Source organism: Enterobacter cloacae complex sp. S1 (assembly GCF_014930525.1).
Lineage (GTDB): Bacteria > Pseudomonadota > Gammaproteobacteria > Enterobacterales > Enterobacteriaceae > Enterobacter > Enterobacter hormaechei_C.
On sequence record NZ_JADBRE010000029.1, the window covers coordinates 49,619 to 76,157 of the forward strand.

Annotated in this window: 20 protein-coding genes and 2 tRNA genes; 7 read left to right on the top strand and 15 right to left on the bottom strand. The window is 56.3% G+C overall.

Going from position 1 to position 26,539, the window contains the following annotated elements; translation table 11 throughout:
- The 4 genes from IM290_RS18515 to IM290_RS18530 all read right to left on the bottom strand — a co-directional run.
- On the bottom strand, positions 1-2,284 hold a 2,284-nt coding region (locus tag IM290_RS18515; RefSeq protein WP_193354488.1), incomplete at its 3' end, for an efflux RND transporter permease subunit.
- Positions 2,281-3,450, bottom strand: coding sequence for an efflux RND transporter periplasmic adaptor subunit (locus IM290_RS18520; RefSeq protein WP_104876748.1), 1,170 nt, complete (start codon positions 3,448-3,450; stop codon positions 2,281-2,283). The genes IM290_RS18520 and IM290_RS18515, both read right to left, overlap by 4 nt.
- A 643-nt stretch (positions 3,451-4,093) precedes the next feature.
- On the bottom strand, positions 4,094-5,344 hold the full coding sequence (locus IM290_RS18525; RefSeq protein ID WP_044173424.1) for an integrase arm-type DNA-binding domain-containing protein: 1,251 nt from the start codon (positions 5,342-5,344) through the stop codon (positions 4,094-4,096).
- A 161-nt stretch (positions 5,345-5,505) separates the two neighbouring features.
- Positions 5,506-5,581 (bottom strand) — tRNA-Asn (locus IM290_RS18530).
- Positions 5,582-5,901: 320 nt separating this feature from the next.
- On the opposite strand from IM290_RS18530, the gene nac reads away from it, so the two are divergent.
- From nac to IM290_RS18550, 4 genes are all read left to right on the top strand, one after another.
- Positions 5,902-6,819 carry a nitrogen assimilation transcriptional regulator NAC gene (gene nac, locus IM290_RS18535; protein WP_003859531.1) on the top strand — a complete coding sequence of 306 codons (918 nt, stop codon included), beginning with the start codon at positions 5,902-5,904 and terminating at the stop codon, positions 6,817-6,819.
- A 96-nt stretch (positions 6,820-6,915) separates the two neighbouring features.
- Positions 6,916-7,866, top strand: coding sequence for an HTH-type transcriptional regulator Cbl (gene cbl / locus IM290_RS18540; RefSeq protein WP_017383311.1), 951 nt, complete (start codon positions 6,916-6,918; stop codon positions 7,864-7,866).
- Positions 7,867-8,056: 190 nt separating this feature from the next.
- Positions 8,057-8,410, top strand: a complete 354-nt coding sequence (locus IM290_RS18545) for a type II toxin-antitoxin system RelE/ParE family toxin (protein ID WP_193042600.1) — start codon at positions 8,057-8,059, stop codon at positions 8,408-8,410.
- Positions 8,411-8,414: 4 nt separating this feature from the next.
- A complete protein-coding gene (locus tag IM290_RS18550; protein ID WP_017383313.1) occupies positions 8,415-8,717 on the top strand; it encodes a helix-turn-helix domain-containing protein in 303 nt (100 codons plus the stop codon).
- Between the two features lie 45 nt (positions 8,718-8,762).
- Here the strand turns inward: IM290_RS18550 and IM290_RS18555 are convergent.
- The 6 genes from IM290_RS18555 to IM290_RS18580 all read right to left on the bottom strand — a co-directional run bounded on the left by IM290_RS18555 (position 8,763) and on the right by IM290_RS18580 (position 16,968).
- Positions 8,763-8,838 (bottom strand) — tRNA-Asn (locus IM290_RS18555).
- Between the two features lie 163 nt (positions 8,839-9,001).
- Positions 9,002-11,191 carry a TonB-dependent siderophore receptor gene (locus tag IM290_RS18560; protein WP_023303946.1) on the bottom strand — a complete coding sequence of 730 codons (2,190 nt, stop codon included), beginning with the start codon at positions 11,189-11,191 and terminating at the stop codon, positions 9,002-9,004.
- A gap of 26 nt (positions 11,192-11,217) precedes the next feature.
- On the bottom strand, positions 11,218-12,543 hold the full coding sequence (locus IM290_RS18565; RefSeq protein WP_017383315.1) for a lysine N(6)-hydroxylase/L-ornithine N(5)-oxygenase family protein: 1,326 nt from the start codon (positions 12,541-12,543) through the stop codon (positions 11,218-11,220).
- The gene (gene iucC, locus IM290_RS18570; protein ID WP_370532106.1) at positions 12,540-14,282 is read right to left on the bottom strand and encodes an aerobactin synthase IucC; all 1,743 of its coding nucleotides are present in this window, start codon (positions 14,280-14,282) and stop codon (positions 12,540-12,542) included. Before iucC ends, IM290_RS18565 begins: the two co-directional genes overlap by 4 nt.
- Positions 14,279-15,226, bottom strand: coding sequence for a GNAT family N-acetyltransferase (locus tag IM290_RS18575; protein WP_193042599.1), 948 nt, complete (start codon positions 15,224-15,226; stop codon positions 14,279-14,281). The genes iucC and IM290_RS18575 overlap by 4 nt, the downstream gene beginning before the upstream one ends.
- Complete coding sequence (locus IM290_RS18580) at positions 15,226-16,968, bottom strand: IucA/IucC family siderophore biosynthesis protein (protein WP_193042598.1); 1,743 nt, start codon at positions 16,966-16,968, stop codon at positions 15,226-15,228. The genes IM290_RS18575 and IM290_RS18580 overlap by 1 nt, the downstream gene beginning before the upstream one ends.
- Positions 16,969-17,106: 138 nt before the next feature.
- Between IM290_RS18580 and IM290_RS18585 the strand changes: the two genes are divergently transcribed.
- Complete coding sequence (locus IM290_RS18585) at positions 17,107-18,306, top strand: MFS transporter (protein WP_193042597.1); 1,200 nt, start codon at positions 17,107-17,109, stop codon at positions 18,304-18,306.
- Between the two features lie 3 nt (positions 18,307-18,309).
- Here IM290_RS18585 and mtfA read toward each other — a convergent pair whose 3' ends face one another.
- Positions 18,310-19,107 (bottom strand): DgsA anti-repressor MtfA, encoded by a 798-nt coding sequence (mtfA, locus tag IM290_RS18590; RefSeq protein WP_017693127.1) that lies wholly within the window; start codon positions 19,105-19,107, stop codon positions 18,310-18,312.
- 266 nt (positions 19,108-19,373) lie between these two features.
- Between mtfA and IM290_RS18595 the strand changes: the two genes are divergently transcribed.
- Positions 19,374-20,276: a LysR family transcriptional regulator gene (locus IM290_RS18595; protein WP_003859540.1), complete on the top strand. Its 903-nt coding sequence runs from the start codon at positions 19,374-19,376 to the stop codon at positions 20,274-20,276.
- Here IM290_RS18595 and IM290_RS18600 read toward each other — a convergent pair.
- From IM290_RS18600 to IM290_RS18610, 3 genes are all read right to left on the bottom strand, one after another.
- Positions 20,248-21,036 carry a substrate-binding domain-containing protein gene (locus IM290_RS18600; RefSeq protein ID WP_047365515.1) on the bottom strand — a complete coding sequence of 263 codons (789 nt, stop codon included), beginning with the start codon at positions 21,034-21,036 and terminating at the stop codon, positions 20,248-20,250. The genes IM290_RS18595 and IM290_RS18600 overlap by 29 nt on opposite strands.
- Positions 21,037-21,042: 6 nt before the next feature.
- Positions 21,043-22,344, bottom strand: coding sequence for an MFS transporter (locus tag IM290_RS18605; protein WP_032654136.1), 1,302 nt, complete (start codon positions 22,342-22,344; stop codon positions 21,043-21,045).
- Between the two features lie 260 nt (positions 22,345-22,604).
- On the bottom strand, positions 22,605-23,900 hold the full coding sequence (locus IM290_RS18610) for a serine hydrolase (protein WP_032654133.1): 1,296 nt from the start codon (positions 23,898-23,900) through the stop codon (positions 22,605-22,607).
- Positions 23,901-23,995: 95 nt separating this feature from the next.
- Between IM290_RS18610 and IM290_RS18615 the strand changes: the two genes are divergently transcribed.
- On the top strand, positions 23,996-24,901 hold the full coding sequence (locus tag IM290_RS18615) for a LysR family transcriptional regulator (protein ID WP_193042596.1): 906 nt from the start codon (positions 23,996-23,998) through the stop codon (positions 24,899-24,901).
- Here the strand turns inward: IM290_RS18615 and fumA are convergent.
- Positions 24,890-26,539, bottom strand: a complete 1,650-nt coding sequence (gene fumA, locus IM290_RS18620; RefSeq protein ID WP_193042595.1) for a class I fumarate hydratase FumA — start codon at positions 26,537-26,539, stop codon at positions 24,890-24,892. The genes IM290_RS18615 and fumA overlap by 12 nt on opposite strands.

Genomic DNA, 26,539 nt, shown 5'->3' on the forward strand with positions numbered 1-26,539 from the left:
AGCCAAGATAGGATTGTAATGTCTCGGTAATATCACTTATGTTCACCCCAAGTTGTTTGGCGCGATTACGGTCAATATCGACATTAATTTGTGGAAAATTATTCTGGTATGTTGAAAAAAGTGGCGTCAGCACAGGTGATTTAGCTGCTTCTGCCTGAAAGCGTCGAAGTACTTCGGCCATTCCGTCGTAACCGATATTTCCTCTGTCTTCAAGCTGCAATTTGAATCCCCCCAGGGAACCCAGACCCATAACGGGTGGTGCCGGGAAAACGGCTGCAAAATCTGCGCCAGGAAGTGACTGATATCTGGCATTCAGAGAGGCGGCAACATCATCTGCGCTGATGCCAGGCCGTTGCTCAAAAGGCTTGAGGAGGACAAATGTCAGACCGGAACCAGGGCTTGTGGTGGTGCCGTTTACAGACAATCCAGCATAAGAAGATGTGGAAGATACTCCTGGCTCACTTCGTGCTATGTCATTCATTTTTTCCAGTACCCGGTCTGTTCTGGACAATGATGCGCCAGCAGGAAGCTGCACAAAACTGATAAGGTATTCTTTATCCTGAGCAGGGATAAACCCCCCAGGTACAGATCTGCCCAGTAACAGCGTAATTGCCAGCAGAATGCCATAAATAACCATAATCAGAATCTTGCGCTGGCCAAGCGCGCCAACACCTTTTTCATATCGCCTGGCACTACTGTTGAACAGGCGGTTGAAAACAGTAAAGAACCGTCCACAACTACGATGCATAATGCGCGTAAGCCAGTCGCTGTCTGAATCACGTGGCTTCAGCAGCATGGCAGAGAGAGCCGGTGAGAGTGTAAGGGAGTTAATAGCGGAGATAATTGTTGAAACTGCTATTGTCACTGCAAACTGCTGATAAAACCTTCCGGTCAGGCCACTCATAAAAGCCAGCGGAACAAATACGGCACTCAGCGTCAGCGCGATCGCAATAATGGGACTACTGACTTCCTGCATAGCCTTGCAGGCGGCATGATATGGCGTCATGCCTCTTTCTATGTTTCTTTCTACATTTTCAACAACAACAATGGCATCATCAACGACAATGCCAATAGCCAGGACGAGGCCAAAAAGGCTCAGGGCATTGATTGAAAACCCAAAAAGGTACAGAAATGCCATTGTGCCGGTTATCGAAACGGGAACAGCCAGCAGAGGAATGATTGATGCTCGCCAGGTCTGGAGGAAAAGAAAAACAACCAGTACCACGAGGAGTATGGCCTCAAAAAGAGTATGAAGCACAGCTTCTATACCCGCCCTGACTGATTTGGTTGGATTATAAACTATCTGGTAATCCAGTCCTTCAGGGAACTGTTTTTTCAGATCGTTCATTGTGCGACTTACTTGTGAGGCAATTTCCAGAGCATTTGCGCCCGGAGACTCCTGTATGGCCAGCGCTACCGCAGGCTTTTTATCCAGGTAAGTACGCATGGCATAATTTTCAGCGGCCAGTTCAATACGGGCGACATCCTTCAATAATGTCGTTCTGGTATCCTGTCGGGCATGGAGCACAATGTTGCCAAATTCTTCAGCCGTTTTAAGCCGACCGCTGGCATTAACTGACAACTGTAACGGTGTTTCTTCTGCCATAGGGGCTGCGCCAACGCTTCCCACTGGTGACTGGGCGTTTTGTTCACGGATAGCAGAGGCGACATCTGATGTCGTCAGTCCGCGAGCAGCCATAGCATCAGGATTAAGCCAGATTCGCATCGCGTAACCACCGGGGCCCCATACTGATACCTGGCCAACTCCCTCAATACGCGAGAGCTGGTCTTTGATGTTACGTATGGCGTAATTACTGATGTAATTATCGTTATATCTGCCATCAGGCGATATCATATGAACGGCAAGTGTGATATTCGGCGAGCTTTTATTCGTTGTGACACCCAGTCGCTGGACATCTTCAGGTAACCGGGGCAGAGCCTGCGACACCCGGTTCTGCACCCATTGCTGAGCCTGATCGGGATCTGTGCCCAGTTTGAAGGTCACTGTCAGATAGAGATTGCCATCCTCATTTGAAAGTGACTGCATATACAGCATATTCTCTACGCCGTTCACAGTTTCCTCAATTGGAGCTGCAACCGTCTGTGCAATCGTGGTGGCATTGGCTCCAGGATACTGGGCATGAACGATAACGGATGGGGGGACAACCGGTGGGTATTCCGATACCGGTAGACGAAATATGGCGATAATCCCTGCCAGAATGAACAACGCAGACAGTACTCCAGCAAAAACCGGCCTGTCGATAAAGAATTTTGATACTTTCATGATGACTTATTTCCTTCCCGGGATTTTGAAGAAGGGGATTCATCTTTGCTGACAACGACTGTTTCACCGGGGCTGACCAACTGCGCCCCACCGGAAATAACTCTGTCACCCTTATTGAGGCCTTTTTTCACAACAATCAGTTCCCCCTGTTTGTTTCCCAGTTCGAGGGGGCGATATTCAACTTTGTCATTGTTTCCGACTACCAGAACATAGCGTCTGTCCTGGTCGGTGCGGATCAGTGTCTGATCAATCAATACTGCTGTATAAGATCTGCTTGCCTGGAGTCTGACCCGGGCCTGTAAACCGGGAAGCAACCTTGATGATGGATTATCAAGAAGTGCGCGCATCCTGATAGTGCCGGTTTCAGTACTGAGATGATTATCCACAGAATGAAGAATGGCTTTATGTGGATAATCTTTTTCATCGGCCAGTCCTACCAGCACTTCAGGTTTGTCTTTATTTGAAAGCTTGTCGATATAATTAAGATAGGTTCGTTCATCCGCATTAAAAGCGACATACAAGGGATCAAGAGCAACAATGGATGCAAGAACTGGACTGTCAATACCGGCTGCGACCAGATTACCGACTGTCAGTTCTGCTCTGGAAATACGGCCAGTTACCGGTGCGGTGATCCGGGTATAGCTTTCGCTGAGCCTGGCGCTCTCGACCTCAGCTTCGGCAATCTCCCTGGCTGCTTTCGATTCCCGAGCGGCATTGTTCAGAACGTCATAATCGCGCTGTGAGATAGCATGGGTCCCGATAAGTTTTTTACCCCGGGACAGATCCAGCAATGCCAAGTCCTGCTTCGCTTTTGCCTGCGCGTATGCTGCACGAGCCCGGGCCAGTTCAGTCTTATAAGGGGCTGGATCGATAATAAATAAAATATCGCCTTTCCTGACCAACTGACCATCCCTGAACTTAACATCCACAATCGAGCCTGTAACTTTTGAACGTACAGTGACCTCATCGGTGGCTTCCAGTTTTCCCGAGAATTCGACCCAGTCGTTTACCGTATGAACAACTGCGGACGTAGTTCGCACCGTTTTAAAGTTTGATGTCTCAAGTGCATACGCGCCGGGTATGACGCTCTGTTTTGAAAGGAACAGCCCGATTACAGCCAGTGTACCGGTTAAGCACAACATGCGACGTTTGAACGATACAGTCATAAATCATTCCAAAAATCATGTGGTTATAAAGGTAAAGTTAAGTTGTTTGTTGGCCCCTACATGTCACAGCGTTTACCTGCGTTACTTTGTGATGTGCGCGCACCATAAGACGTTGCAAACTCGCATCGGAAAGATAAACTCATGTAACTTTACAAGGGACGTGAGTTAGCTTATCACATGAAACCATGAAAGTTACATGATATTTTGCGTGTGATGTTTTCAATTCCGTTAAAGTGAATGCAATCTTTCACGAGAAAGTTGTTTTTATTTGCTATTTAATCAGTCTTGATAACAATCCGGTTTTACCGGGAGAATGAGTGGGGCTGGGAAGCAAACACAGTAATGTTCACGTCAAGTTAATAGCCGAGTACCTTCTCGCCCTAAACCAGCAGCGTGTTCGATACGTCAGGAGCCTGATCTGCATCTCTTAGAGTTTTCCTTTGTCGGCTGTTTTAAGACTATGGAATGTTCTGTAGAGAACATCCGCAAAGAGGCTATAGCCTTTTTCAAAAGCAAATACCCTACAGGAGTCATTACTCCTTCGCAGTCATGGGATTTAAACTAAAAAAAACCATATCAATTGACGCCGATATGGGGTTGATTTGTTACGCCAGATAGTTCATGAACTATCTGGCGTAATGCTTTATTTTCTGATAAGGAAATATGGTGGAACGTAGGCTTCACGGCATATATCCAGATAATCGGACCACCACTGCATCATCGCCTTGCGGGCTTCCAGATGTTCTGCCTTGTGAATATAAGCCATGCGCACGGTATTGCGCTCCTGATGACTCATCTGGCGTTCTACTGCGTCCTTTGACCATAAACCCGATTCCATCAGCGCACTGCATGCCATCGCCCGAAAGCCGTGGCCACAGATATCCTTTTTTGTGTCGTAGCCCATAACCCGCAATGCCTTGTTGACCGTGTTTTCACACATTGGCTTATACGGGTTATGGTCGCCGGGGAAGACCAGTTCATTATTACCGGTGATATCTTTAATCTGTTTCAGAATGGCGATGACATGTTCTGAGAGGGGGACGATATGCGGCATTCGCATTTTGGCCCCGCGCCCGGAATAACGCACGCCAATAATGGGTTCTCGCGTCGCGGGTATCGTCCAGACCCGGTTTGTGAAATCAATCTCTGACCAGCGGGCGAAACGCAGTTCACTGGAGCGAATGAACACATGCAGCATCAGCAGGACGGCAAGCCGGGTAAGTTCGCGGCCCTGATGATATGCCTCAATACGTTCAAGCAGTTCAGGCAGTCGCTCCAGTGGCAGGGCAGGATAGTGCCGTCTGACAGGAGGTGTGGTCACGCCGCCAAGGTTTGCTGCCGGGTTCGTATCGATTAACCCCTGATGGACCGCATGGCGCATTATGTTACTCAGGTGCTGCCGCGTGCGGGACGCAACTTCCAGCAGACCTTTTTCCTCGATCCCTTTAAGCAGGTCAATGAAATGACGGGGTTTAAGTTCTGATACAGGCAGGTTCCCGATAACCGGAAAGATGTGATTGTTCAGGCTGGCAAGCAGACGGTCAGCGGTGTTCTGCGACCATTTCCGGTTACTTTTATGCCACGCCAGCGCCACGTTTTTAAAAACTTTATCCGGTGTTCGTGAGCCACGTTCAGCAGCCCGCTGCTGTACCGGGTTGATATTCAGCGCCAGCATTTTACGGACACCTTCACGCTGCTGTCGCGCATCAGAGAGGGAGACGGCAGGATAGGCACCCAGCGCAATGCGGGATTCTTTACCGTTAATACGGTACTTGAGATACCAGTGACGTGAGCCACCCGGTTTGACCAGCAGATACAGACCGTGGGAATCGGAGACTTTAAAGGGTTTATCAGAAGGCTTGAGAGTGCGGATTTTCGCGTCGGTAAGGGACATATGGGGGTCACTCCATTATCGAACTAACCTGACCCCAGATTTGACCACCAATTTTTCCCGATGCGGAGGGTAAAATCAAAATGCACCGGGAAGAATTTTCACGCTAACCTGTTGAACTAACATCATATAATGATTCGCAAGGATGCATGAAAACAGGAAATTGGCTCCTCTGACTGGACTCGAACCAGTGACATACGGATTAACAGTCCGCCGTTCTACCGACTGAACTACAGAGGAATCGTGTGAACGGGGCGCATATTATCGACCTGCGTACGCCTTGTCAAAGGATGGATCGCCGACTTTGAACTGTTTGCTGACAAAACCAGCAAAGTGATGTTTTTGCCAACGGAATGCACCATTATTGTGCAGATATACCCCGAATGGGGCAGATCGGAAACCGTTGTCCCCGTCTCAAAACAGGCACTAGTGATTGGCTTTCCTTATTTTCAGCCGCTTAGCAGAGACATACACCCGCTGCAAAAAACTGGCATCCATATTGCAAAACCTGTTTAACAACACAGCCGTTACCGGCACGCTATTTTCGAACAGGGGGCAACATGAACTTAAGACGACTGAAATACTTCGTAAAAATCGTCGATATCGGCAGCCTGACCCAGGCGGCTGAAGTGCTGCATATCGCGCAGCCTGCGCTGAGCCAGCAGGTCGCGACTCTGGAAGGCGAAATGGACCAGCAACTGTTGATCCGCACCAAGCGCGGCGTAACGCCTACCGAAGCGGGAAAAATTTTATATACCCATGCCCGCACGATCCTGCGTCAGTGTGAACAGGCGCAGCTGGCCGTGCACAATGTGGGTCAGACCCTGAGCGGCCATGTCTCCATTGGCCTGGCGCCGGGAACGGCCGCATCGTCTGTCACCATGCCGCTGCTTCAGGCGGTGCGCGCGGAGCTACCGGAAGTGCTGGTTTATCTGCATGAGAACAGTGGTTCCGTGCTCAATGACAAACTGCTCAACGGTCAGCTGGATATGGCGGTGCTGTACGATCGCTCCCCGGTTGCCGGGATCACCAGCCAGCCGCTGCTGAAGGAAGATCTTTACCTGGTCGGTACCCGTGATTGTCCCGGTCAGAGCATTGATTTAACCGCTGTGGCAGAGATGAACCTGTTCCTGCCGCGCGACTACAGTGCCGTGCGCGTGCGCGTTGACGAAGCGTTCTCGCTGCGCCGTCTGACGGCGAAGATTATCGGCGAGATTGATTCCATCTCCACGCTGACTGCCGCCATTGCCAGCGGCATGGGTGTAACGGTTCTGCCCGAGTCTGCCGCACGTTCACTGTGCAGCGCGGCGAACGGCTGGATGGCCCGCATCACCACGCCATCCATGAGCTTACCGCTGTCGTTGAATATGTCCGCGCGCGGCTCCCTGTCACCGCAGGCGCAGGCGGTGAAAGAGATCCTGATGTCTCTGGTCAGTAAGCCGTCGCTGGAAAATCGCGAGCTGCAACTCGTCAGCTGATATTCCAAATAAGCATAAGATGCTGGTTTTTATTATTTGTTCTCCAGCCCGCCTGACTCTAACAATAGCCTTATGTCAGATGCGCCGGAGTGAATTGTGAATTTCCAGCAACTTAAAATTATTCGTGAGGCGGCCAGGCGGGATTACAACCTGACCGAAGTCGCCAATATGCTTTACACCTCTCAGTCGGGCGTCAGCCGACATATCCGCGAGCTGGAGGAGGAGTTAGGCATTGAAATTTTTATCCGTCGCGGCAAGCGCCTGCTGGGTATGACCGAGCCAGGCAAGGCATTGCTGACCATCGCTGAGCGCATTCTCAACGAGGCCAGCAACGTTCGTCGGCTGGCGGATCTCTTTACCAACGACGCTTCCGGTGTGCTGACTATCGCCACCACCCATACACAGGCGCGTTACAGCCTTCCGACGGTTATCAAAGCATTTCGTGAGATCTTCCCGGACGTACGTCTCGAACTGATCCAGGGCACGCCGCAGGAAATTGAAGTGCTGCTGCATAACGGTGGGGCCGATATCGGTATCGCCAGTGAACGGCTGAGCAATGACCCGCTGCTGGTGGCGTTCCCGTGGTTCCGCTGGCACCACAGCCTGCTATTACCCGCCGAACACCCGCTGAACCAGGTTTCACCGTTGACGCTGGAAGAGATCGTCAAATGGCCGCTTATCACCTACCGGCAGGGCATTACCGGGCGTTCGCGCATAGATGAAGCGTTCAAGCGTAAAGGGCTCACGCCGGACGTGGTGCTGAGCGCGCAGGATTCCGACGTGATCAAAACCTACGTCGAGTTAGGGCTGGGGATTGGCCTGGTGGCCGAGCAGTCTGGCGGAGAATATGAGGCTGGTAATCTGGTGCGTCTGGATACGCGTCATCTGTTCGATGCGAACACCGTCTGGCTCGGGCTGAAGCGCGGGCAGCTTCAGCGTAACTATGTGTGGCGTTTTATCGAGCTGTGCAATGCGGGGCTCTCCGTAGATGAGATCAAACGCCAGGTGATGGAGCCGGAAGAAGTGGCGATTGATTATCAGATTTAACTACGCGTTTGCCCGGGTGCGCTGCGCTTTCCGGGCTTGTATTCCCCCTTCACCCTGTTTCTCCTTTATTTCTGAAGACGGCTTCCATATTTTGCATCCTTAACCTGCATACCAGCCAATCTGTCTGCATAATCGGCACTATAGTTTTGCATCTATATAGTTTTTGATCTATGTTGTACAAGGAGGTCCCGTGTGGGCGATTAAAACTACGGACAGGTTTGACGACTGGTTCACCTCATTAAACGATAGCGAGAGAGCCAGCGTACTGGCCGCGCTACTTGTTTTGCAGGAGAGGGGACCGGGTCTGTCCAGACCGTATGCCGATACGCTGAAAGGCTCCCGCCACAGCAACATGAAAGAGTTGCGTATTCAGAGTAAGGGTGATCCGCTGAGGGCATTTTTCGCTTTCGATCCGAACCGTACGGGTATTGTACTGTGTGCGGGCAATAAGGACGGTAATGAAAGGCGATTTTACGATGAGATGCTTCTCGTTGCGGATCGGGAATACACTCGCTGGCTGAACACATTAAAAGAGAGGAATTAACGCGATGGGCAGAACCCTGGAGCAGCTTATTGCAGATGAAAAACCTGAGGTTGTTGCCAGCGCACAGGCAATGGCAACGGATATTTTGCTCAATATCCATCTGGCCGAGTTACGTGAAAAAGTGCAAAAAACGCAGGTAGATATGGCCAGGGCGTTGGGTATTAAACAACCTACTGTCGCCGTCATGGAAAAGGCAGGACGCGATATTAAGCTTTCTTCTTTGAAACGCTACGTTGAGGCCGCCGGAGGGAAGCTACGGCTGGATGTAGAACTACCCGATGGTTCTCATTACGAGTTTGTGTTGTAACCCACAAAAGCAAAAAGCCTGCTCTAAAAGCAGGCTTTTCAAATTTGGCTCCTCTGACTGGACTCGAACCAGTGACATACGGATTAACAGTCCGCCGTTCTACCGACTGAACTACAGAGGAATCGTGTGAACGAGGCGCATATTATCGACCTGCGTGCGCCTTGTCAAAGGGGAAAACACCGTTTTTGTTCGTTTGCCGAGAATTTCAGCAAACCGATGATTTAATAGCAAATTTGCTTTCAAATTGCACAGCAAAATGCGCCGCCCGCAGGCGGCGCGCAGGATCAGAACAGAACGGAGTAGTTCAGACCAAACGTACGTCCACGGCCTTTATAAGTATAAAGACCCGGTGAGCCATAGGTTGGGCTATACAGCCCCGGTGCGCGCTGGCCCCAGGCGGTGGTGTAGTCTTTGTCCAGCAGGTTTTCCACGCTGAAGCTGACTTTGCCCACCGGCAGGGCGTAGCTGCCCAGGAAATCAACGGTGTTATAGCCATCAATCTTCTTACCGTCGGCGTCAGACACGTCGAAGGTTTGTGTGCTCTGCACGCGCAGGGCCCAGTCGCCCGGCGCCCAGTTAACCCATGCGCTGGCTTTAGACGGGCTGGCGCTGTCGACCGTCAGCTTCTCCCATTTCCCGTTTTCACGCGTTTCGGACTTAATGGCGTTAAAGTTCGCCCCGGTGCTCCAGTCGCTGTCGGTGAAGAAATAGTCCACCTGGCCTTCAACCCCGTAGATACGACGTTTGTCGTCTTCCAGGTTGATGGTCATGTCGCTCTTGTTGATGGTGATGGTTTTATCCGAGAGCGAGTAGTAGGCCGCCACCTGGGTACGCAGGTTATCGCCGGTGAAGCGCCAGCCCAGCTCGTAGGCATTGACCTTAATACCGTCCAGCGTTGAGTCGTTCACGTTGACGCTGTTTTGCAGGCGATAGTGACCATCGACCAGCTGATAGGTGCCGGAGCCGTAGTACTTCGCCAGGTCCGGGATCTCGAAGCCCTGGGAGAAGTTAAACCACAGCTGCTGCTGTTCGGTAAGACGTCCAAGGATCCCGGCGTTAAACAGGAAGTTATTGTAGTCGGTTTTCCCGCCCGGCACCGCGTCAGCGGAGGTCGCTTTGCCCGTGGCGATTGCCTGCTGCTGGGCGTAGCCGACAAAATCGTCCACCTTGTTTTCGGTGTACTGGTAACGCACGCCGCCGCTGAGGGTGATGGCGTCAATGTCATAGCTGGCTTGCAGGAACGGCGCGAGGTTGGTAATGCTGTAACCCGGATAACGGCCCACGTTGTAGGCATTGTCCAGCTCCATGCCGCCGCTCGCCGCCGCTTTGCTCAAGTCAAAGAACTGCTGGTTGGCATCGAACGTTTCATGATCGGCGTCTACACCCCAGGTGAGGGTCAGGTCGTCTATCGGCTTGCTGTTCAGCGTCAGCTTGCCGCCGTAAAAATCGGTTTTCTGCTGGGACGCGCCAATGCTGGTCACCGCGCCTTTGCTCAGCGTCGGGAACGGGTAGTAGGTCAGGCTCTCGTCACGGTAGTAAATCTGCGCAACCAGATCCTGACCCCAGAAATCGGTGTTCGAGTATTGCAGGTTGATCAGGTGACGCTCTGTGCCCGGGATACGGTCAGAGTTCAGGTTGTCTTTGTTATAGGCTTTGGCATCGCCCGTGACCGCAGCGAAATTCTCCCCAAGGAACAGGCCGTGCTTGCCGTCGGATTCGCTCTTGTAGTACTGCGTGGTTAACTGGAGCTGCTGATGATCGTCGATGTTAATGGTGCCTGTCCCCATCACGTCGATACGGTCGGAATACTGCAAGCCGGTCTGGGTGTTATCGATAATCACCTCGTCGCCGTTGCCGTCGTACCAGCCGCCGTAGCGCTGATAGGAGACCGACAGACGGCCAGAGGCGTTGTCATTGCCGCCGCTCACGGCTGCGGAGACGTTCTCATCATGGTCGTTATGGCTGTTAAACCCGCTTTTTGCCCCGGTCTGGAACTCCACCTCGGTCTCCGGCTGGCCTTTTTTGGTGACGATGTTCACCAGCCCGCCGGTACTGCCGCCGCCGTACAGCGAGGTGGCGCCGGAGATCACTTCGATGCGGTCAATGTTGAACGGATCGATAGAGTCGAGCTGGCGGCTGTCGCTGCGGGAAGAGTTCAGACGTACGCCGTCCACCATCACCATCATGGAGCGACCGCGCAGGTTCATGCCATAGTTGGTACGTCCCTGGCTGCTGACGTCCATGCCGGGGATCAGCTGGGCCAGCACGTCTTTAATCTCTTTCCCGCCCTGAACCTGCTGCTCAATTTCCGCCCGCTCAATAACCCAGGTGGTTTGCGCCATCTCTGCCACGCTGCGATGTGCCCGGCTGGCGGAGACCACAATATCTTCTTCCTTTTGTTCTTCCGCCCACGCAGAGGTAGAAAGCATGGCAAGCAAGCACGGATTTAAAACCCAAAGATGAGAACGTTTCATTGTTATGTTGATCCTGAATGTGTGTGTCAGTACTCGGTGGTCTTCATTAATGATTTAAAAACCTGGCTGCTCTCCGGGCTGGTGGTGCTCCGCCAGTGGATCACGCCGGGGGTGGTTGCCAGCTCAAACGGCTCGTCATCGTGAGCGCGATTCAAAATTCGCGCCGCGCGCCAGGCCATCAGGCTGAGCTGGGGTTCGGCAATACCGAGACGGTGCATCCCGGCATTGACGGCAAACAGGCGGTTGCTCTGCGGGCCGTCCCATTCAAGGGTGAAATCGTTGTTGATGCAGAAGGCTTCATTCTCATCCAGACGCAGTCGGGAAGAGAGCGGGGCGAGAAACGCGGGCTGCACGGCGCGGTAGCCGGTGGCGAAAATCACCACGTCGCTCTCCAGCTGTTCGCGCCCGCCGTCCAGGTGATGCTGGATGCTGAGGCGATGTCCGGTTTCCTGGCGCGTCAGCGCCGTCACCGAGCGGGACGGCATCAGATGCGCCCAGGGTTTTTCGCGCAGCACTTCGAAGCGGTGATACATGGCGCGATAGATGGCCAGCAGCGACTCCGTGGTGATCCCGTCGGAGGTCATCTTCTGCTCCTGCAACATCTGACGTCGGGCGTCGTCACCAAGGGTCGAGAAGCTGTCCACGTACTCCGGCGTGAAATACTCATTGGCAAACGCGGCTTCATCCAGCGCGTTGTAGTTGTTGCGGCGCGACACCCAGTTGAGGCTCAGCGGCTGCCCCCACTCCCCACGGAAGATATTTAAAAACAGATCCGCACCGCTCTGGCCGCCGCCGACGACAGTGACGCGCTTGCCCGCTAAATCCGGCGTGCGCAGCATCATTTCGCTGGCGTGGAAGCAGGTGTCGTCCTGCGCGGTGACGCAGTCTGGGAGATTGATCTGCTTCCCAATCCCCACGCAGACGTGGCGCGCCAGGAAGCGATCCCGCTGGGTCACGACCTCAAACAGGCCGTTTTGCTCATCAAAGCTGACCTGCTGTACCTGCTGGCTGAAGGCCAGGTTAGTGAGGTTATCCGCCGCCCAGCACAGGTAGTCGGCAAACTCCTCGCGCGACACGGTGCGCTGCTCGGTGGTGAGGAAACGGTAGAACTTTTTGCGCTGTACCAGATAGTTCAGGAAGCTGTGGCGGTTGGTAGGCTCCACGGCGCTGACCAGATCCTTTAGGAAGCTGGTCTGCATATGGCAGTCCGGCACCATCATCCCCGGGTGCCAGGAGAAGTGCGGCTTGCGTTCAAGAAACAGCGAGCTAAAACCGTCCAGCCCCTCTGCCAGCGCGGCAATACTGAGGTTGAACGGACCGATACCAATGCCGATGAAATCATAGGTTTTCATTGCGCTGACTCCTGGGAGACCAGAAAAAGAGGGTTATCAAGATCGCAGACGTAGTTCGGCAGCATGCGGCTGCCGCCGTCGTGTTCAGAGAAGGTCAGTTTGACCGGGTTGAGGATCACGCGAATAATCTGCGGCTTAAACAGGTCGAATTTGGCGAAGCGCGCCGCAAGATCCGGATGGGCGGCCATATAGCGACGTAACACCAGCGCCAAGATCTGATAGAAGCGGGTTTCGCTCACGCCGCATTGCAGGGTGAGGCGGGATATAAAGCGCAGCACCGTGACAAAGTTGCCGGTTTGCAGGTCGTGGATGATGTAATCCGCGCTGAGGCGCGCCGTCACCGCTTTTACCTGCTCCGGCAGGCTCTGCGCCTGCGGGAAATCTTCATCCACCAGGCGCATGTCGCCCTGGAAATCCTTCAGCAAAATGCGCTGCGGAACGTAATCTTTCATCACCAGCGTGACGTTCTGGCCGTGGGCGATGAGCGCCACCCCGTAGCGACAGAGCAGGTGGTAGAAGGGGATCACCGTCGACTCAAACAGCTTTTCCAGCCATGCGTCAGCGGTTAACCCCGAGCGTTTGATCCACGCGTCAATCAGCGGGCGCCCCTGGTTATCGGTTTCCATCAGCGCCGCCATCAGCACCGCCTGTTCGCCATCCTGTAAATAGCAGGATGGGTTCTCGCGCCAGATCACCCCCAGCATCTCCTGATAGCGGTACGGCGCCTCAGGCAATGCGGCATAACCCGGATGCGACAGATATCCGGCTGCGGGTTCGCCAAGCACCTGCGCCCCGGAGTGAATCAGCGTGGCATCGCTGGCGAACTGCTGCTGTAGCCAGCGCGAGGCCAGCGGACCGGCGGCGATATACTTGCCCGGAATACCGCGATAGCAGGAGGTGTTGTAGATAGTCAGCGGCAGCTTGATGTCATACGGCGCGCGACGGCTGGCGTTGGTCAGCGTGCGCAGGGACTGCTGCGCCAGATACTCATCGCCGAACTCACCCAGCTCTACCATCTCACCGCGCGCGAGCTGCGCCAGGAAATGAATGGCAATTTTTTGCTGCCACTGCCACGGGTGCAGCGGCACCGGCAGCCAGCTGTCGTCCAGATCCAGCTCCTGCCAGCGGGCGTCGAACCGCTCGCGCTCGGCATCGTCCATGGCGCTGGAGAGCAGGGCGTTAATATCGCAATCGGCGTCGCTGCTCCAGACCAGACGCTCGCGCTGCACGGCGACCCAGTGCAGGCGGAAACGCCCGCGATATTCCGGCGCGTACAGGCGCAGGGCATCCAGCCCCCAGCCGCGGCGTCCCTTGTTGAAAATAAACTTCGGGTGACCGCGCATCAGGCACTGTAGTTCGTCCGGGTCGAGGTGGATCAGCGCATCGGCATCCAGCGTTTCACGCGCCTGCAACAGCTGCATGTCACCCCGCAGCGTGGCGTAGAGATCTTCCATGTGCTCCGCCGTTTGCGCGTCGCTCATCTCCAGCACGGTGGCCAGTTGCAGCAGCGCGTTTTCCGCTTCGACCGCCGCGCCGCTGGTGGTGGTCAGGGTATCAGGGTCAATATGCAGCCAGCCCCAAATCCCACGCGTGGCGCGAAACTGCCAGCACGCGTTGCCCATACTGATGCGCCAGTTGTCCGCCGAAACCGGCTCGGCGCGCAGGGTGCGTTCATATTCCAGTTCGGCGAGGATCTTCGCCACCATCTCGCGGTTCACTTTCTGCCAGAGTGCGTTCACAGTTCCACCTCGTGGAAGAAGCGGTGACGCTCGCTCATGATCAGACGGGAGCGTTTGTGCGGGAAGTCGAACTCTTTCACCGTGTCGAAACCGGCGGACGCCAGATGGCGGAACAGACGCTGATTGTCGAAGCGCGGCTCGGCGACAATGCGCGTGGTGCGCGGTTCATCGAGATACAGATAGTGGCTCAGGCCGCGCAGCCAGCTGCGGATGTATTGCGCGCCGCGCCAGTTTTCTTCACCCACCAGCATGTGCAGCCCGCGGTCAAACGGCTGCCAGCGATAGTGGCGGCCAATGCGATCTTCTGCCGCCCAGTAGAGTTCAAAATAGCCGAACGGCTGGTCATCGAAGCAGCCGATAACGGGGTAGCAGTACGTCGAATCAAGCTGGCGGCGCAGGTAGTTTTCCTGCTCGGCCTGCGGTCCCGCCATCTCCCAGAAGGCATTTACGCGCGGGTTGTTCATCCAGCGGGTAAAACGCTCGCCGTCCAACGCCACGTCCGCCACGCGGAAGCTCAGGGTGCGCTTAATCTGCGGATCGTAACGGCGGTACACCTCGCTCTGCGGGCGGTGAGGGCGCAGCGGGAAGTACAGCTGACGGCTTTCGTCAAACTGCATTCCGCCGCTCGCCTGCGGACGTTCGCCTTTCAGCCACAGCGGCAGCTGCAAGAAAATTTCACGCGCCAGATAATCCCCGTGAACGAGGCTAAACAGCGCCTGCGCCTGAGGTTCATCCTGCCAGGCTGCCCACGGCAGGGTAATGCCGGTCAGGGCGGGCGCGGCAACAAACAGCTGGTCGAGGGCGTCCACCAGCCAGCCGTCCGGGAGCCCGGTCAGCCGCTCCAGCACCGCGCTGCCGTCGAGACCCAGCGTCAGCGGCAGGTTTTGTTCCGTGGCCGTGCAGCGAAAGCCGTAGCCGGAATGGACGATATTCGCGTTTGCCATCACGCCTTCTCCTTATAAAACGGGTTGCTAAAGTCGAAATAGATCACCGCCGGATCGACGATGGTGTTTTCGTTGCGATCGTGCAGGTAGCAGAAGAAGTTGCCTTTGCAGTTCCAGGTCGGGCTGTCGAGCACGTAATCGAGGCAGCGGGTCTGCTTCGCCGTCGTGCGCAGTTCGGCCAGCGCGTCACGCACGCGGGACATCAGGTTCTCTTCGCTGTTGAAGCCGGCGGCGGCGAGCGCGGCGGTGACGGCAAGGGTAGAGTTCAGCAGCAGGTAATAAGGGAAGTAGCGCAGCAGCTGGCTCTCACCGAAGCGGTTTTCCACCTCGGTTTCACCTGCCTCTTTCAGCCACGCGTCGGCCCCTTCGGTCCAGGCGCTGCCCTGGCAGTCGCGGTAGATCAGCCCAACGGGGAAATCCTGCTGCATCTCAACGAGGATATTTTGCTGGTGCGCCAGCAGGACCAGACCGTAGTCCGCCTCGGCGCTGAACAGCGGAAGCAATACCCGGTCGCAGTAAGCGTCCAGCCAGCAGCGCGCGGCCTGGGCGAGCGGGAGATCCAGACGCTGGCTCAGACGACGCACCGCCGCGGCGAGCAGGCTGTCGCCGCCGTCCGGCGCGGCCTGGGTCAGGCTCACCAGCACGTTGGTTTGCGTTTCAGGGGTATCGAACAGCAGGTTGACGCGCAGGGCCATCAGGCTCTCTTCCTGGACGACGCCGTGCTCATCGCACAGCCCCGCCCAGCCGTCCTCCTGCATCACGCGCATGGTCGGGTAGCGCGCCTGAAGTTCCTGCCAGCGTGCCGTTTTCGCCAGCCGCGCCAGGCGCATGCCGCGCTTAACCTCTTTCACCGACAGCGTGCGCACGGAGTTGGTCAGCCGCACGCTCAGGGAAAACTTAATCATGTCGCTGTTGGTTTCGCTGTACAGCGAGCGGGAAGAGCTGGTGGGCAGCCATTGCGCACCGGCTTCGCCCAGATCGCGCAGGGCGCCTTTTTCTACCAGACGCTGGCACCAGTCCTGCTCCAGCAGATAGTCGGCCTGCCACGGGTGCATCGGCAGCAGCCAGCAGGTGTCGGTGAAATGACCGAGAAGGGCCGGCGCGCTCTGCGCTGCAAAGCGCAGCAGACGTTCCCGCAGGGAGACATTCAGGCTGTCGCCGGTAATCAGCTCATGCTCAACCGCAAACCAGCGCAGCGGGAAGCGGGAGGCGAAATCCGGCAGATAGCGACGCGCCTCGGCCTCGTTGAACGGCTCGTGCGACTTTGGGGCAGGATGAAAAGCATGGCCGACCAGCAGCGCCTGTTCCGCTTCGGCAAACGTCAGCGGCTTATCGCGCAGGTTTGCCCAGTTGTGGCGTAAATCAATGGCCTGCCAGGTGTGCGTATGGCTTTCCAGGACGCGCTGCTTAAAGCGAGCCAGCGTATCGGCATCCAGGGCGCCTTTTACCGTCTCTTTTTGGAGAATGAAATCAATCAGTTGATGGAATGTGACCGTGTCACCGCCGTCGCTGTCGGCCTGAATCAGCGTTGCCGGAAAACGATACTGGTGATGCTGCGTGGGGGAGAAATAGCGTACCGAAATCCGAATGGCCTGGGTTGGGGAGAGCGGGATATGAATCTGTGATAACTCATCCGCACGGGTTGCGGGAAGATAATGCCAGTCCTTCGTTTCGCGCAGCAGCGCGTTCAAAAAACACTGGGCCGCAACATCTGTACCGGCGGAGCGGGGCAGAGTACGCATAGTTGTACCTCATTCCATGACTGATAATAATTCTCGTTATGATATTCATTCTGTTTACAGTGGCAACTATTTTTGCAATATTTGTTTTCATAAACTCCATAATTTCCACACATTTATTGACATTATCTTCACAATTTTATGCGCACTCGTACTGAGAATCTCACTGACGTTGTGGCCCCCAAAGCTAACTGGCCCCTGGCACTGGGCGCCGGTTTATTAGGTATTGGGCAAAACGGTTTGCTGGTTATGCTGCCGCAGCTGGTCTCCCTGACCGGACTGTCGCTCTCCGTCTGGGCCGGGCTGCTGATGTTCGGCTCGATGCTCTTTTTACCCGCATCGCCCTGGTGGGGACGCCAGAGCGAGCGGCACGGCTGTAAGATCGTTATGCTGGCCTCGCTGGGCGGCTATCTGGCGAGCTTTGTCGTGATGGCGCTGGTGGTCTGGGCGATGGCGAACGGCGCGCTGAATGCTCTCTGGGGAATGGCAGGCCTGGTGCTGTCGCGCATGCTGTACGGCCTGACGGTATCAGGGCTGGTGCCTGCGGCCCAGACGTGGGCCATTCAACGCGCGGGGCTGGATAAAAGGATGGCGGCGCTGGCGACGATAAGCTCTGGCCTGAGCTGCGGGCGTCTGCTGGGACCGCCTCTGGCCGCGCTGATGCTCAGCGTCAGCCCGGTCGCACCGCTCTGGCTGATGGCGGTGGCGCCGTTTATCGCGCTGCTGCTGGTGCTGCGCGAAGCCGCCGATCCCCCGCTGCCGCCGGTGGCGCACCAGTCGACGCGGTTACAGGCCTCCATGCTGCCTTTCCTGGTGCTGGCACTGCTGCTGGCGGCGCTGGTCAGCCTGATGCAGCTTGGTTTATCGCCGCATCTTTACCCGTTATTTAATGGCGATGCCGTGCAAATCAGCCATCATGTCGCGCTGCTGCTGAGCCTGGCCGCGCTGGCGACCCTGGCGGCGCAGTTTCTGGTAGTACGCCCGCAGCATTTTACCCCGAGAGTTTTACTCTTAATTGCCGCGGTCTTGATGGTGGCGGGTCTTGGGCTGATGTGTCTCGCCAGTTTAGCCCTGTTCTACGTGGGAATGGTCATCACTTCGCTGGGGGCCGCCATGGCAACGCCGGGATACCAGCTTTTGCTCAACGATCGGCTGACGACGGGCAAAGGCGCAGGGGTGATCGCCACCAGCCATACGCTGGGGTACGGGGCCAGCGCGCTGCTGGTACCCGTGGTGACGCGCTTTTACGGTGAGCAGTTTTTGATTACTGCCGCAGGGGGAATGGCGCTGCTGTTTCTCGCGGTGAGCGTGTGGGTACGATCGACCGATCGTACCCCTTAAACATTAGTGGAACGGATGAGGGGAGGTGCTGGCTGCGTCCTCACTTTGCCGTAGACGCTGGAGCGGATCCTGCTGATAAAACTGGCAAAAACGCTGCCACAGCGCCGGGAAGCGCGGGGCAAAAAGCTCAGGTGCGCTAAAGAAATACTCGGACAGCACTGCAAAGCACTCGGCGGGATCGGTCGCGGCATAGGCATCAATGCTGGCCGCGCTTTCACCCACCAGGTCTATCTCATCCTGAATGTTTTCCATCGCCGCGTGCAGGTCGTGCTCCCATCCCGCGACTTCACGCAGCGGGATCAGCGGCACGCCGCTGGCGCGATCGCCGTTGCGGGTATCCAGCTTATGCGCCACTTCGTGAATGATCAGGTTGAAGCCCGAGGCATCGAACGAGTCCTGAATATCCAGCCAGTTGAGGATGATTGGCCCTTGCTGCCAGCTTTGCCCGGACTGCACCATACGCTGGTTGTGCACCAGCCCGATGTCATCCTCCCACTCATCATCGACGATAAACGGCGCCGGGTAGATCAGCACTTCGTGGAATCCATCCAGCCATTCGATACCCAGCTCCAGCACCGGCAAGCAGAAGAGCAGGGCGATGCGGGAATTTTTAAGCGGATCCAGTTCGAAGCCCTGTAGCGGTACCAGCCGTTTTTGCTGTAAAAAACGCTCGGCCAGCTGAATCAGCTTTGATTGCTCTTCAGGCAAGAGATTCGCCAGCACGGGGATCGCCAGAGCCTCATCCCAGGGCAGCGCCATATTTCGACCAGCGTCGTTCGTTTTCCAGGGCCACTTAATCATCGCTTTGCTCGTTACTCGCACGTGAACAAAATGGAAAGGTCAGGGGCTGTTAGCATGCCAACATACTCTGTTAAGCAGTATGACACTCCTCTTCGGCTGCATGCAGACTGGCAGCCTGTTTAAGAGGAATCCAGCCCGCATAAACTATCACTATGTGCCGTCAGGTTGATAGCGCTTTAGGGGTATCCCCTTCATTTTGTGAAGTATGTCGTGCGCGACTATGATAAATCTCTTCTTACCCTACCGTGCTTAAGGATCCCGTCAGTATGCCCGTCAATTTTGACCTCAACGATCTCTATGCCTTCCGCGCTTTACTGGAATATGGCAATTTCCGTCTTGCGGCGGAGTCTATCTGCCTTTCCCAGTCGGCGTTGAGTCGCAGAATTGAAAAGCTGGAGGCGGCACTGGGGACAAAACTGTTCGACAGAACCACCCGGCGCGTCACGCTGACCCTGTATGGACAGACCTTTGCCGACCGATGCGGACAGCTGCTTGCTGATGTGGAGTCCATGCTTTCGGATATCGATAAGGCCAGCGAGGAGCGTACGGGGCTAATCACCGTGGCGACGGTGCCGTCCGCCGCCTGTTACTTTATGCCGGATGTTATCCGCCGCTTTCAGTCCCGTTACCCCCGCGTGCGCATAAAACTGATCGACAGCAGCGCCGGAAATGTTATCGAGGCCGTCACCCGCGGACAGGCGGATTTTGGTATCTGCTTTGCCCGGAGTTTGCAGCCCGACATCGAGTTTGTCCCGCTGGTGGAGGATGTCTACGTGGCTGCCTGCCGGCGCGACAGCCCGCTTGCAAAAAGAAAAAGCCTGACGTGGCAGGCTTTTTATCAGCAGGATTATATCGGTCTGGATAAGACCTCCGGCAACCGCAATCTTCTCGACCAGCGGGTCGGGCATATTCGGCCTGAGCGCCCCAGCATCTGCGAAACGCGGCACGTGACGACCATGCTGGGGATGGTTGAAGCCGGGATCGGCATTGCGGCCGTTCCCGCCATGTCAATGCCCCGCGCAGAGCATTCGCTGCTGACGTCGGTGCCTTTGACCGAGCCAGAGGTCAGGCGAACCGTGGGGCTGATCCGCCGCCGCGGGCGGATCCAGTCCTATATTGCTGCCGAACTCGAAACGCTGATTACCGAGCAGTATCGCGAGGTGCACTGACGGGCGTTAAGCCCGTTGCCGTAATGACGCTGGCGGCCTGTGGCGAAGAGAGAAAGGCCAGCAGCGCTTTTCCCTGTTCGGGATGGTCGGCCTTCTGCGTTACGGCTCCGGCGAAACGGGTAATGTACTGCATGTCGTCAGGCAACTTACCCACAAACGTCACCCCCGGGACCGGCAGAAGCTCGCTCACCTGCTGAAAGCCGAGATCGTATTTCCCTTTTGCCACTTCAGACGCCACCGGGATGCGCTCAACCCGGTGCGCTTTATCGTGAACCTGGCCGTCGATGCCCAGCTTACGGAACAGCTGACTCTCTACATACCGGCCGCTGGCGCTGTCGGAATAAGCCATGGAATGCGCCTTCAGCAGCGTTTGCCGCAGGGCAGGCACCGTACTGATATCCGGCACCGGCGCGCCCGCTTTGACGACCATCCCGACGGGCGAATCCGCCAGCTCCACGCGGGAGCCCGCCGCCGTCCTGCGATCCTGTTCCAGTTTCGCCAGCGCATCGCCCACCATAATCACCACGTCCGCTTTTTCGCCCCGGGCGAGCCGGGCCGGAATGGCCTGCGGCGTTTTGCCCATCGACGGGCCGGAGATCACAATGAGCCTGTCGCCGCTTTGCGCTTCGTACTGCGGCGTCAGCTTCTCCAGCGCCGCTTTGAAGCCGCCAGAAATCATCACCGTCACATCCTGCGCAAGCGCGCCCGCGCTGAGGGTGGCGAAGGTCAGGGCGGCAATCACCGTTCTGAATGTAAGCATGAGGGATCACTCCTTAACGGCAGTTTGCAGGATTAACGTGCGACGACGATAGAGATAAAGCGTTGCCAGCAGGGCGCAAACGGCGGCAAAGCTCATCCAGTAGCCCGGAGAGGCTTTGTCGCCGGTGTACTCAATTAAGGCAGTCGAAATCACCGGCGTGAAACCGCCAAAGACCGCCGTTGCCAGGCTGTAAGCCAGTGAGAAGCCCGCCACGCGCACCTCTGCTGGCATGATCTCCGTCAGGGCCGGGATCATCGCGCCGTTATACAGGCCGTAGAGGAAAGAGAGCCACAGCAGCACGGTCAGCATCATTGAGAAGCTCGGGGCTGCGGCCAGCATCGTCAGTGCCGGATAGCTGGTCGCCAGCGCCAGCAGCGTCATGGCGATCAGCACCGGTTTACGCCCGAAGCGATCCGACAGCGCGCCGCCCACCGGAAGCCAGATGAAGTTGGACACCGCCACCAGCAGCGTGACCAGAAGACTGTCCGACGCGCTGAGCATCAGGACTTTTTTACCGAAGGTCGGCGCGTAAACGGTAATCAGGTAAAACGCGGTGGTGGTCATCGCCACCATCAGCATGCCCGCGACGACTACCGGCCAGTTGGCGAGCAGCGTTGTGAAGACCTGACGCATTGCCAGATGGTGGCGACGGGCGCTGAATTCCTCGGTCTCTTCCAGCTTGCGGCGCAGGAAAAAGATAAACGGCACAATCAGACAGCCAAACAGGAACGGAATACGCCACCCCCATTCGCGAATGGCACTCTCTTCCAGCACCACATTCAGGGCGAAGCCCATCGCCGCCGCGATCATAATGGCGACCTGCTGGCTACCCGACTGCCAGCTGGTGTAGAAACCCTTGCGGCCCGGCGTGGCGATCTCCGCCAGATAAACCGAAACCCCGCCCAGCTCGGCGCCTGCCGAAAAACCCTGCAACAGTCGGCCGGTCAGCACCAGCAGCGGCGCCCACAGGCCAATGCTTTGATAAGAAGGGATCAGCACGATCAGGAAGGTTCCGGTGGCCATAATTGACAGGGTGACGATCAGCCCTTTACGGCGACCCACTTTATCAATGTAAGCCCCCAGCACAATGGCCCCGATCGGACGCATCAGGAAGCCCGCGCCAAAGACGGCGAAGGTCATCATCAGCGACGCAAATTCACTGCTTGCCGGAAAAAAAGTATGGGCGATGTAGGTGGCATAAAAGCCGAACAGAAAGAAGTCGAATTGCTCAAGAAAGTTGCCCGACGTTACGCGGAAAATCGCGCCCGCTTTGGCACGAAGCGTTGCAGGTGAGGTTGAGGAAACCATGATTATCTCCAGTTTTATAGTGACGTTATGCTCGTCTGTTTCTGAAAACTGGATCAGGAAGTGGAAATTAATAAGCGCAAATAGCGCATGGACTGATGCGTGTGGTGCATTAATGACAAAGCGTTGACCAGTATTTACATATTCAACAATAACTTAACATTTTGGTGATCTTTTATTTACTCGATTTCGCTAAGTTGCTGATATATCGGTTTTGTGACATCGCGCAGGTGAGAAGCCAGGCGGGGCCTGGCTTGGGATTATCAGCGCAGCGCGTTCGCAATCGCGCTAAACATCAGCGACGCTTCCAGCGGCTGGGCGCTGAATGACGGCTCTGCCTGCGGCCAGGTGGACCACTGGACGATAACCAGATTTTCTTTCTGATTAACCATGATCATCTGACCAAATATACCCAGCGCCCACAGGGAATCCTTCAGCGAATTTTCGACTTTCGGCTCCACGTGTGTGGCGGTGGCTGGTACTTCGTTGTTCCACCACTGGTAGCCGTATAACCCCTTCGGATGCGCGTCGGACACCGATCCTTTGGCCTGTGTCCAGGCTGAGGACTGTTTCACCCAGCCCTCGGGGAGGATCTGCTTCCCGTCCGGCAGCGTACCGTTATGCAGGATAAACTCCCCGAAACGCCCCCAGTCTTCCAGCGTGGCGTTGAACCCATGCGCACCCACGTCGTGCTGGCCTTTGCTGTAGGCATGCCACACGCCGTCGCTCGCCATGCCGTACGGCTGCCAGATGGTCTTCTCCAGATACGCCGCGAGCGTCATGCCGGTGGCGCGCTCAAGCACATCGCCTAACAGCCAGGCGCCACCCGAGGAATAGGACCAGTTTTCGCCCGCCGGGTGTTCACGGTGTAACCCCTTCACCAGGGTGCGCACGCAGTTGTAGGTGCCCGGCTTCGCTTCGCATTCGGTAAGCCGGGCGAAGTCAGATTGCGGGTTGGTGTAATCTTCGTTCCACGCCACGCCAGAGGTGTGGGTGATGAGCTGTTTTAGCGTTACGCCCTCCCAGGCGGTGCCTTTTAAGTCAGGTTCGTATTGGGTGACAAGGTCGTCCAGGGAGTGGATTTTCCCTTCTTTAATTGCAGCACCCACCAGCGCGGAGACCACCGATTTGCCCACGGAACGCGACGTCCAGAGCGTTGAGTCGGTATTGCCTTCACCCAGGTATTTATAGGCCACTTTGCCGTTTTTCAGCACCAGCATGCCGCTGACGTTCTGGCGTTTCAGATAATCCTGAAGAGTGTAACTCTTACCCTTCACCTGATAGCGGGCATCGGTGAGCGGTTTTTCTGCGGGCAGCAGCGGCGTAGCGTTGCCGTGGCGGAACACATCCCCCGCGTAGTTGCGGTAGTCATTGCGAAAGCCCACCACGCGATCGGCCTGGCTCCAGGTGAGCATGGTATGCGCGTCCGGGAGTCTGGCATCGAAAGGCGCCGGACAGGTGGTGAGGTCGGTACCGTTGCAGGCCGCCATAACGGCGGGCGAGAGCAGGCTGCTGACAACCAGCGCCGCGAGCAGCGTGCGGTTTGTTTTGATTTTCATATTTATCTCGTTTGGCTCAGGAAGGACTTCAGTTTAAGAACCTGCGGCCTATAATAAAAAACGCGTTATGGGGGAAAATCCCCCGTAAAAATTGCGTGGAGAATGGCGTGGCATCACTGATCTATTCCTTTGCCCAGCTTGAGGCGTTCACTGCCGTCGCTGAACACGGCAGCCTGATGAAGGTGGCCAGTAAACTCGGCAAAGATCGTACTACCCTGCGGGATCTGATCGATTTCCTTGAGGATGGGCTGGGCTATGCTCTGTTCCTGCGGGAGGGGCGCAGCCTGCGCCTGACGCCGGAGGGGGAGCAGCTTCAGCGACAGGCGCACCTGCTGATGCGCCAGGTCAAAGCGTTTGAGGCGTTTGCCAGATCGGTACCGGACAGCGCGACGCAGGACATTGCCCTCGCTTACGATCCGTTCACCCCCAGAGCTTTTTTACAGGCGCTGATTGCCACACTGGCGACGAAAAAGATCCGCCTGAGCCTGACCAGCGCATCGCGCGATGAGGCGGAAGCGATGCTGGCAAACGGTCAGGCCGATCTGGGGATCTGCCAGGCGCGCAACCGCAGCGTGGGCAATGAGATGGAGTGGCGGGCGCTGGGGGCGATCGAAATGGATTTTTACGCCGCAACGGCGCTTTTTGCGGAGGTTGCGTCGCCGGTGTCGCTGCTCGATCTCTCTCTGGTGCCACAGGTGATTATGCATCCCGCGTCAGACGAGCCGGTTGCCCGTCGCCTGCAAATTTCAGGGCACACGCTTTTCACTAACGAACTGGAAATGCTGCGCGGCCTGCTGGAACAGGGCTGCGGCTGGGGGTTTTTACCGACCCATCTTCAGGCAACGCAGTGGAAAAATGTAAAAAGGCTGCCCACCGAAGTGGGCAGCCAGGGGATAAGCCAGACGATGGTCACTATCTGGAAGCCGGGCAGCGACAAGCGCGGGTTGATCAACGATACGCTGTCGCTGCTTCCGGCGTTATGGAAACGTTCAGCGCTGTGAGCACCCTTTGCACTGTTTATTCTGGATCTGCTGGAAGAAGTCGTGGCCTTTGTCATCTACCAGAATAAACGCCGGGAAGTTCTCCACTTCAATTTTCCAGATGGCTTCCATTCCCAGTTCAGGATACGCCACGCACTCCAGGCTCTTGATGCTGTTTTGCGCCAGCACCGCCGCCGGGCCGCCGATGCTGCCGAGGTAGAAGCCGCCGTGCTTATGGCAGGCGTCGGTGACCTGCTGGCTGCGGTTACCTTTGGCCAGCATGATCATGCTCGCACCGTGGGATTGCAGTAGGTCCACGTAGGAGTCCATACGCCCGGCGGTGGTTGGGCCTAAGGAGCCAGACGCGTAACCTTCTGGCGTTTTCGCCGGGCCTGCGTAGTAAATCGGGTGATCTTTAACGTACTGCGGCAGTTCTTGCCCGTTGTCGAGCAGCTCTTTCAGCTTCGCATGGGCGATGTCACGCGCTACGATGATGGTGCCGCTCAGCGACAGGCGGGTGGATACCGGGTGCGAGGAAAGCTGCGCCAGAATGTCGGGCATCGGCTTGTTCAGATCAATGCTTACCACGTCGCCTTCTCCCTGCTGGCGCAGGGATTCAGGAATATACTGGCCCGGATTGTGCTCCAGCTTCTCAATCCAGATCCCCTCGCGGTTAATCTTCGCCTTGATGTTGCGGTCAGCGGAGCAGGAGACCCCCATGCCGATCGGACAGGAGGCGCCGTGGCGTGGCAGACGGATCACGCGAATATCGTGCGCGAAGTATTTGCCGCCAAACTGCGCGCCAAGGCCGAGGTTTTGCGCTTCCTGAAGCAGTTCCTGCTCAAGCTGGACGTCGCGGAACGCCTGGCCGTGCGCGTTGCCTTCGGTTGGCAGGCCATCGTAGTAGCGCGCAGAGGCGAGCTTGACGGTTTTCAGCGTGGCTTCCGCTGAGGTTCCGCCGATAACAAAGGCAATGTGGTACGGCGGGCAGGCTGCGGTACCCAGGGTGCGCATCTTCTCAACCAGGTAGTTTTTCAGCTTCGCCGGAGTGATCAGCGCTTTGGTTTCCTGGTAGAGATAGGTTTTGTTGGCAGAACCGCCGCCTTTCGCCATGCACAGGAATTTATACTCGTCGCCGTCCACGCTGTAGAGGTCAATCTGCGCGGGCAGGTTGGTGCCGGTATTCACCTCTTTATACATATCCAGCGCCGCATTCTGCGAGTAGCGCAGGTTATCTTCAATGTATGTGTTATAGACGCCCTGGCTCAGGGCCGCTTCGTCACCGCCGCCGGTCCAGACGCGCTGGCCTTTTTTGCCCATGATGATCGCGGTGCCGGTATCCTGACAGGTTGGCAGCACGCCTTTTGCGGCAATTTCAGAGTTACGCAGGAACTGGAGGGCAACGTATTTGTCGTTCTGGCTGGCTTCCGGGTCGTTGAGAATGGCGGCAACCTGCTTCTGGTGGGAAGGGCGCAGCATAAACGCGGCATCGTGGAAGGCCTGCTGTGCCAGCAGGGTCAGGGCTTCAGGCTCCACTTTCAGGACTTCCTGACCGTCGAACTCGGCAACGGAAACGTGCTCTTTGGTCAGCAGATAGTATTCGGTGTCATCGTGCGCAAGAGGGAAGGGGTTTTGGTAGATAAACGGTTTGTTTGACAT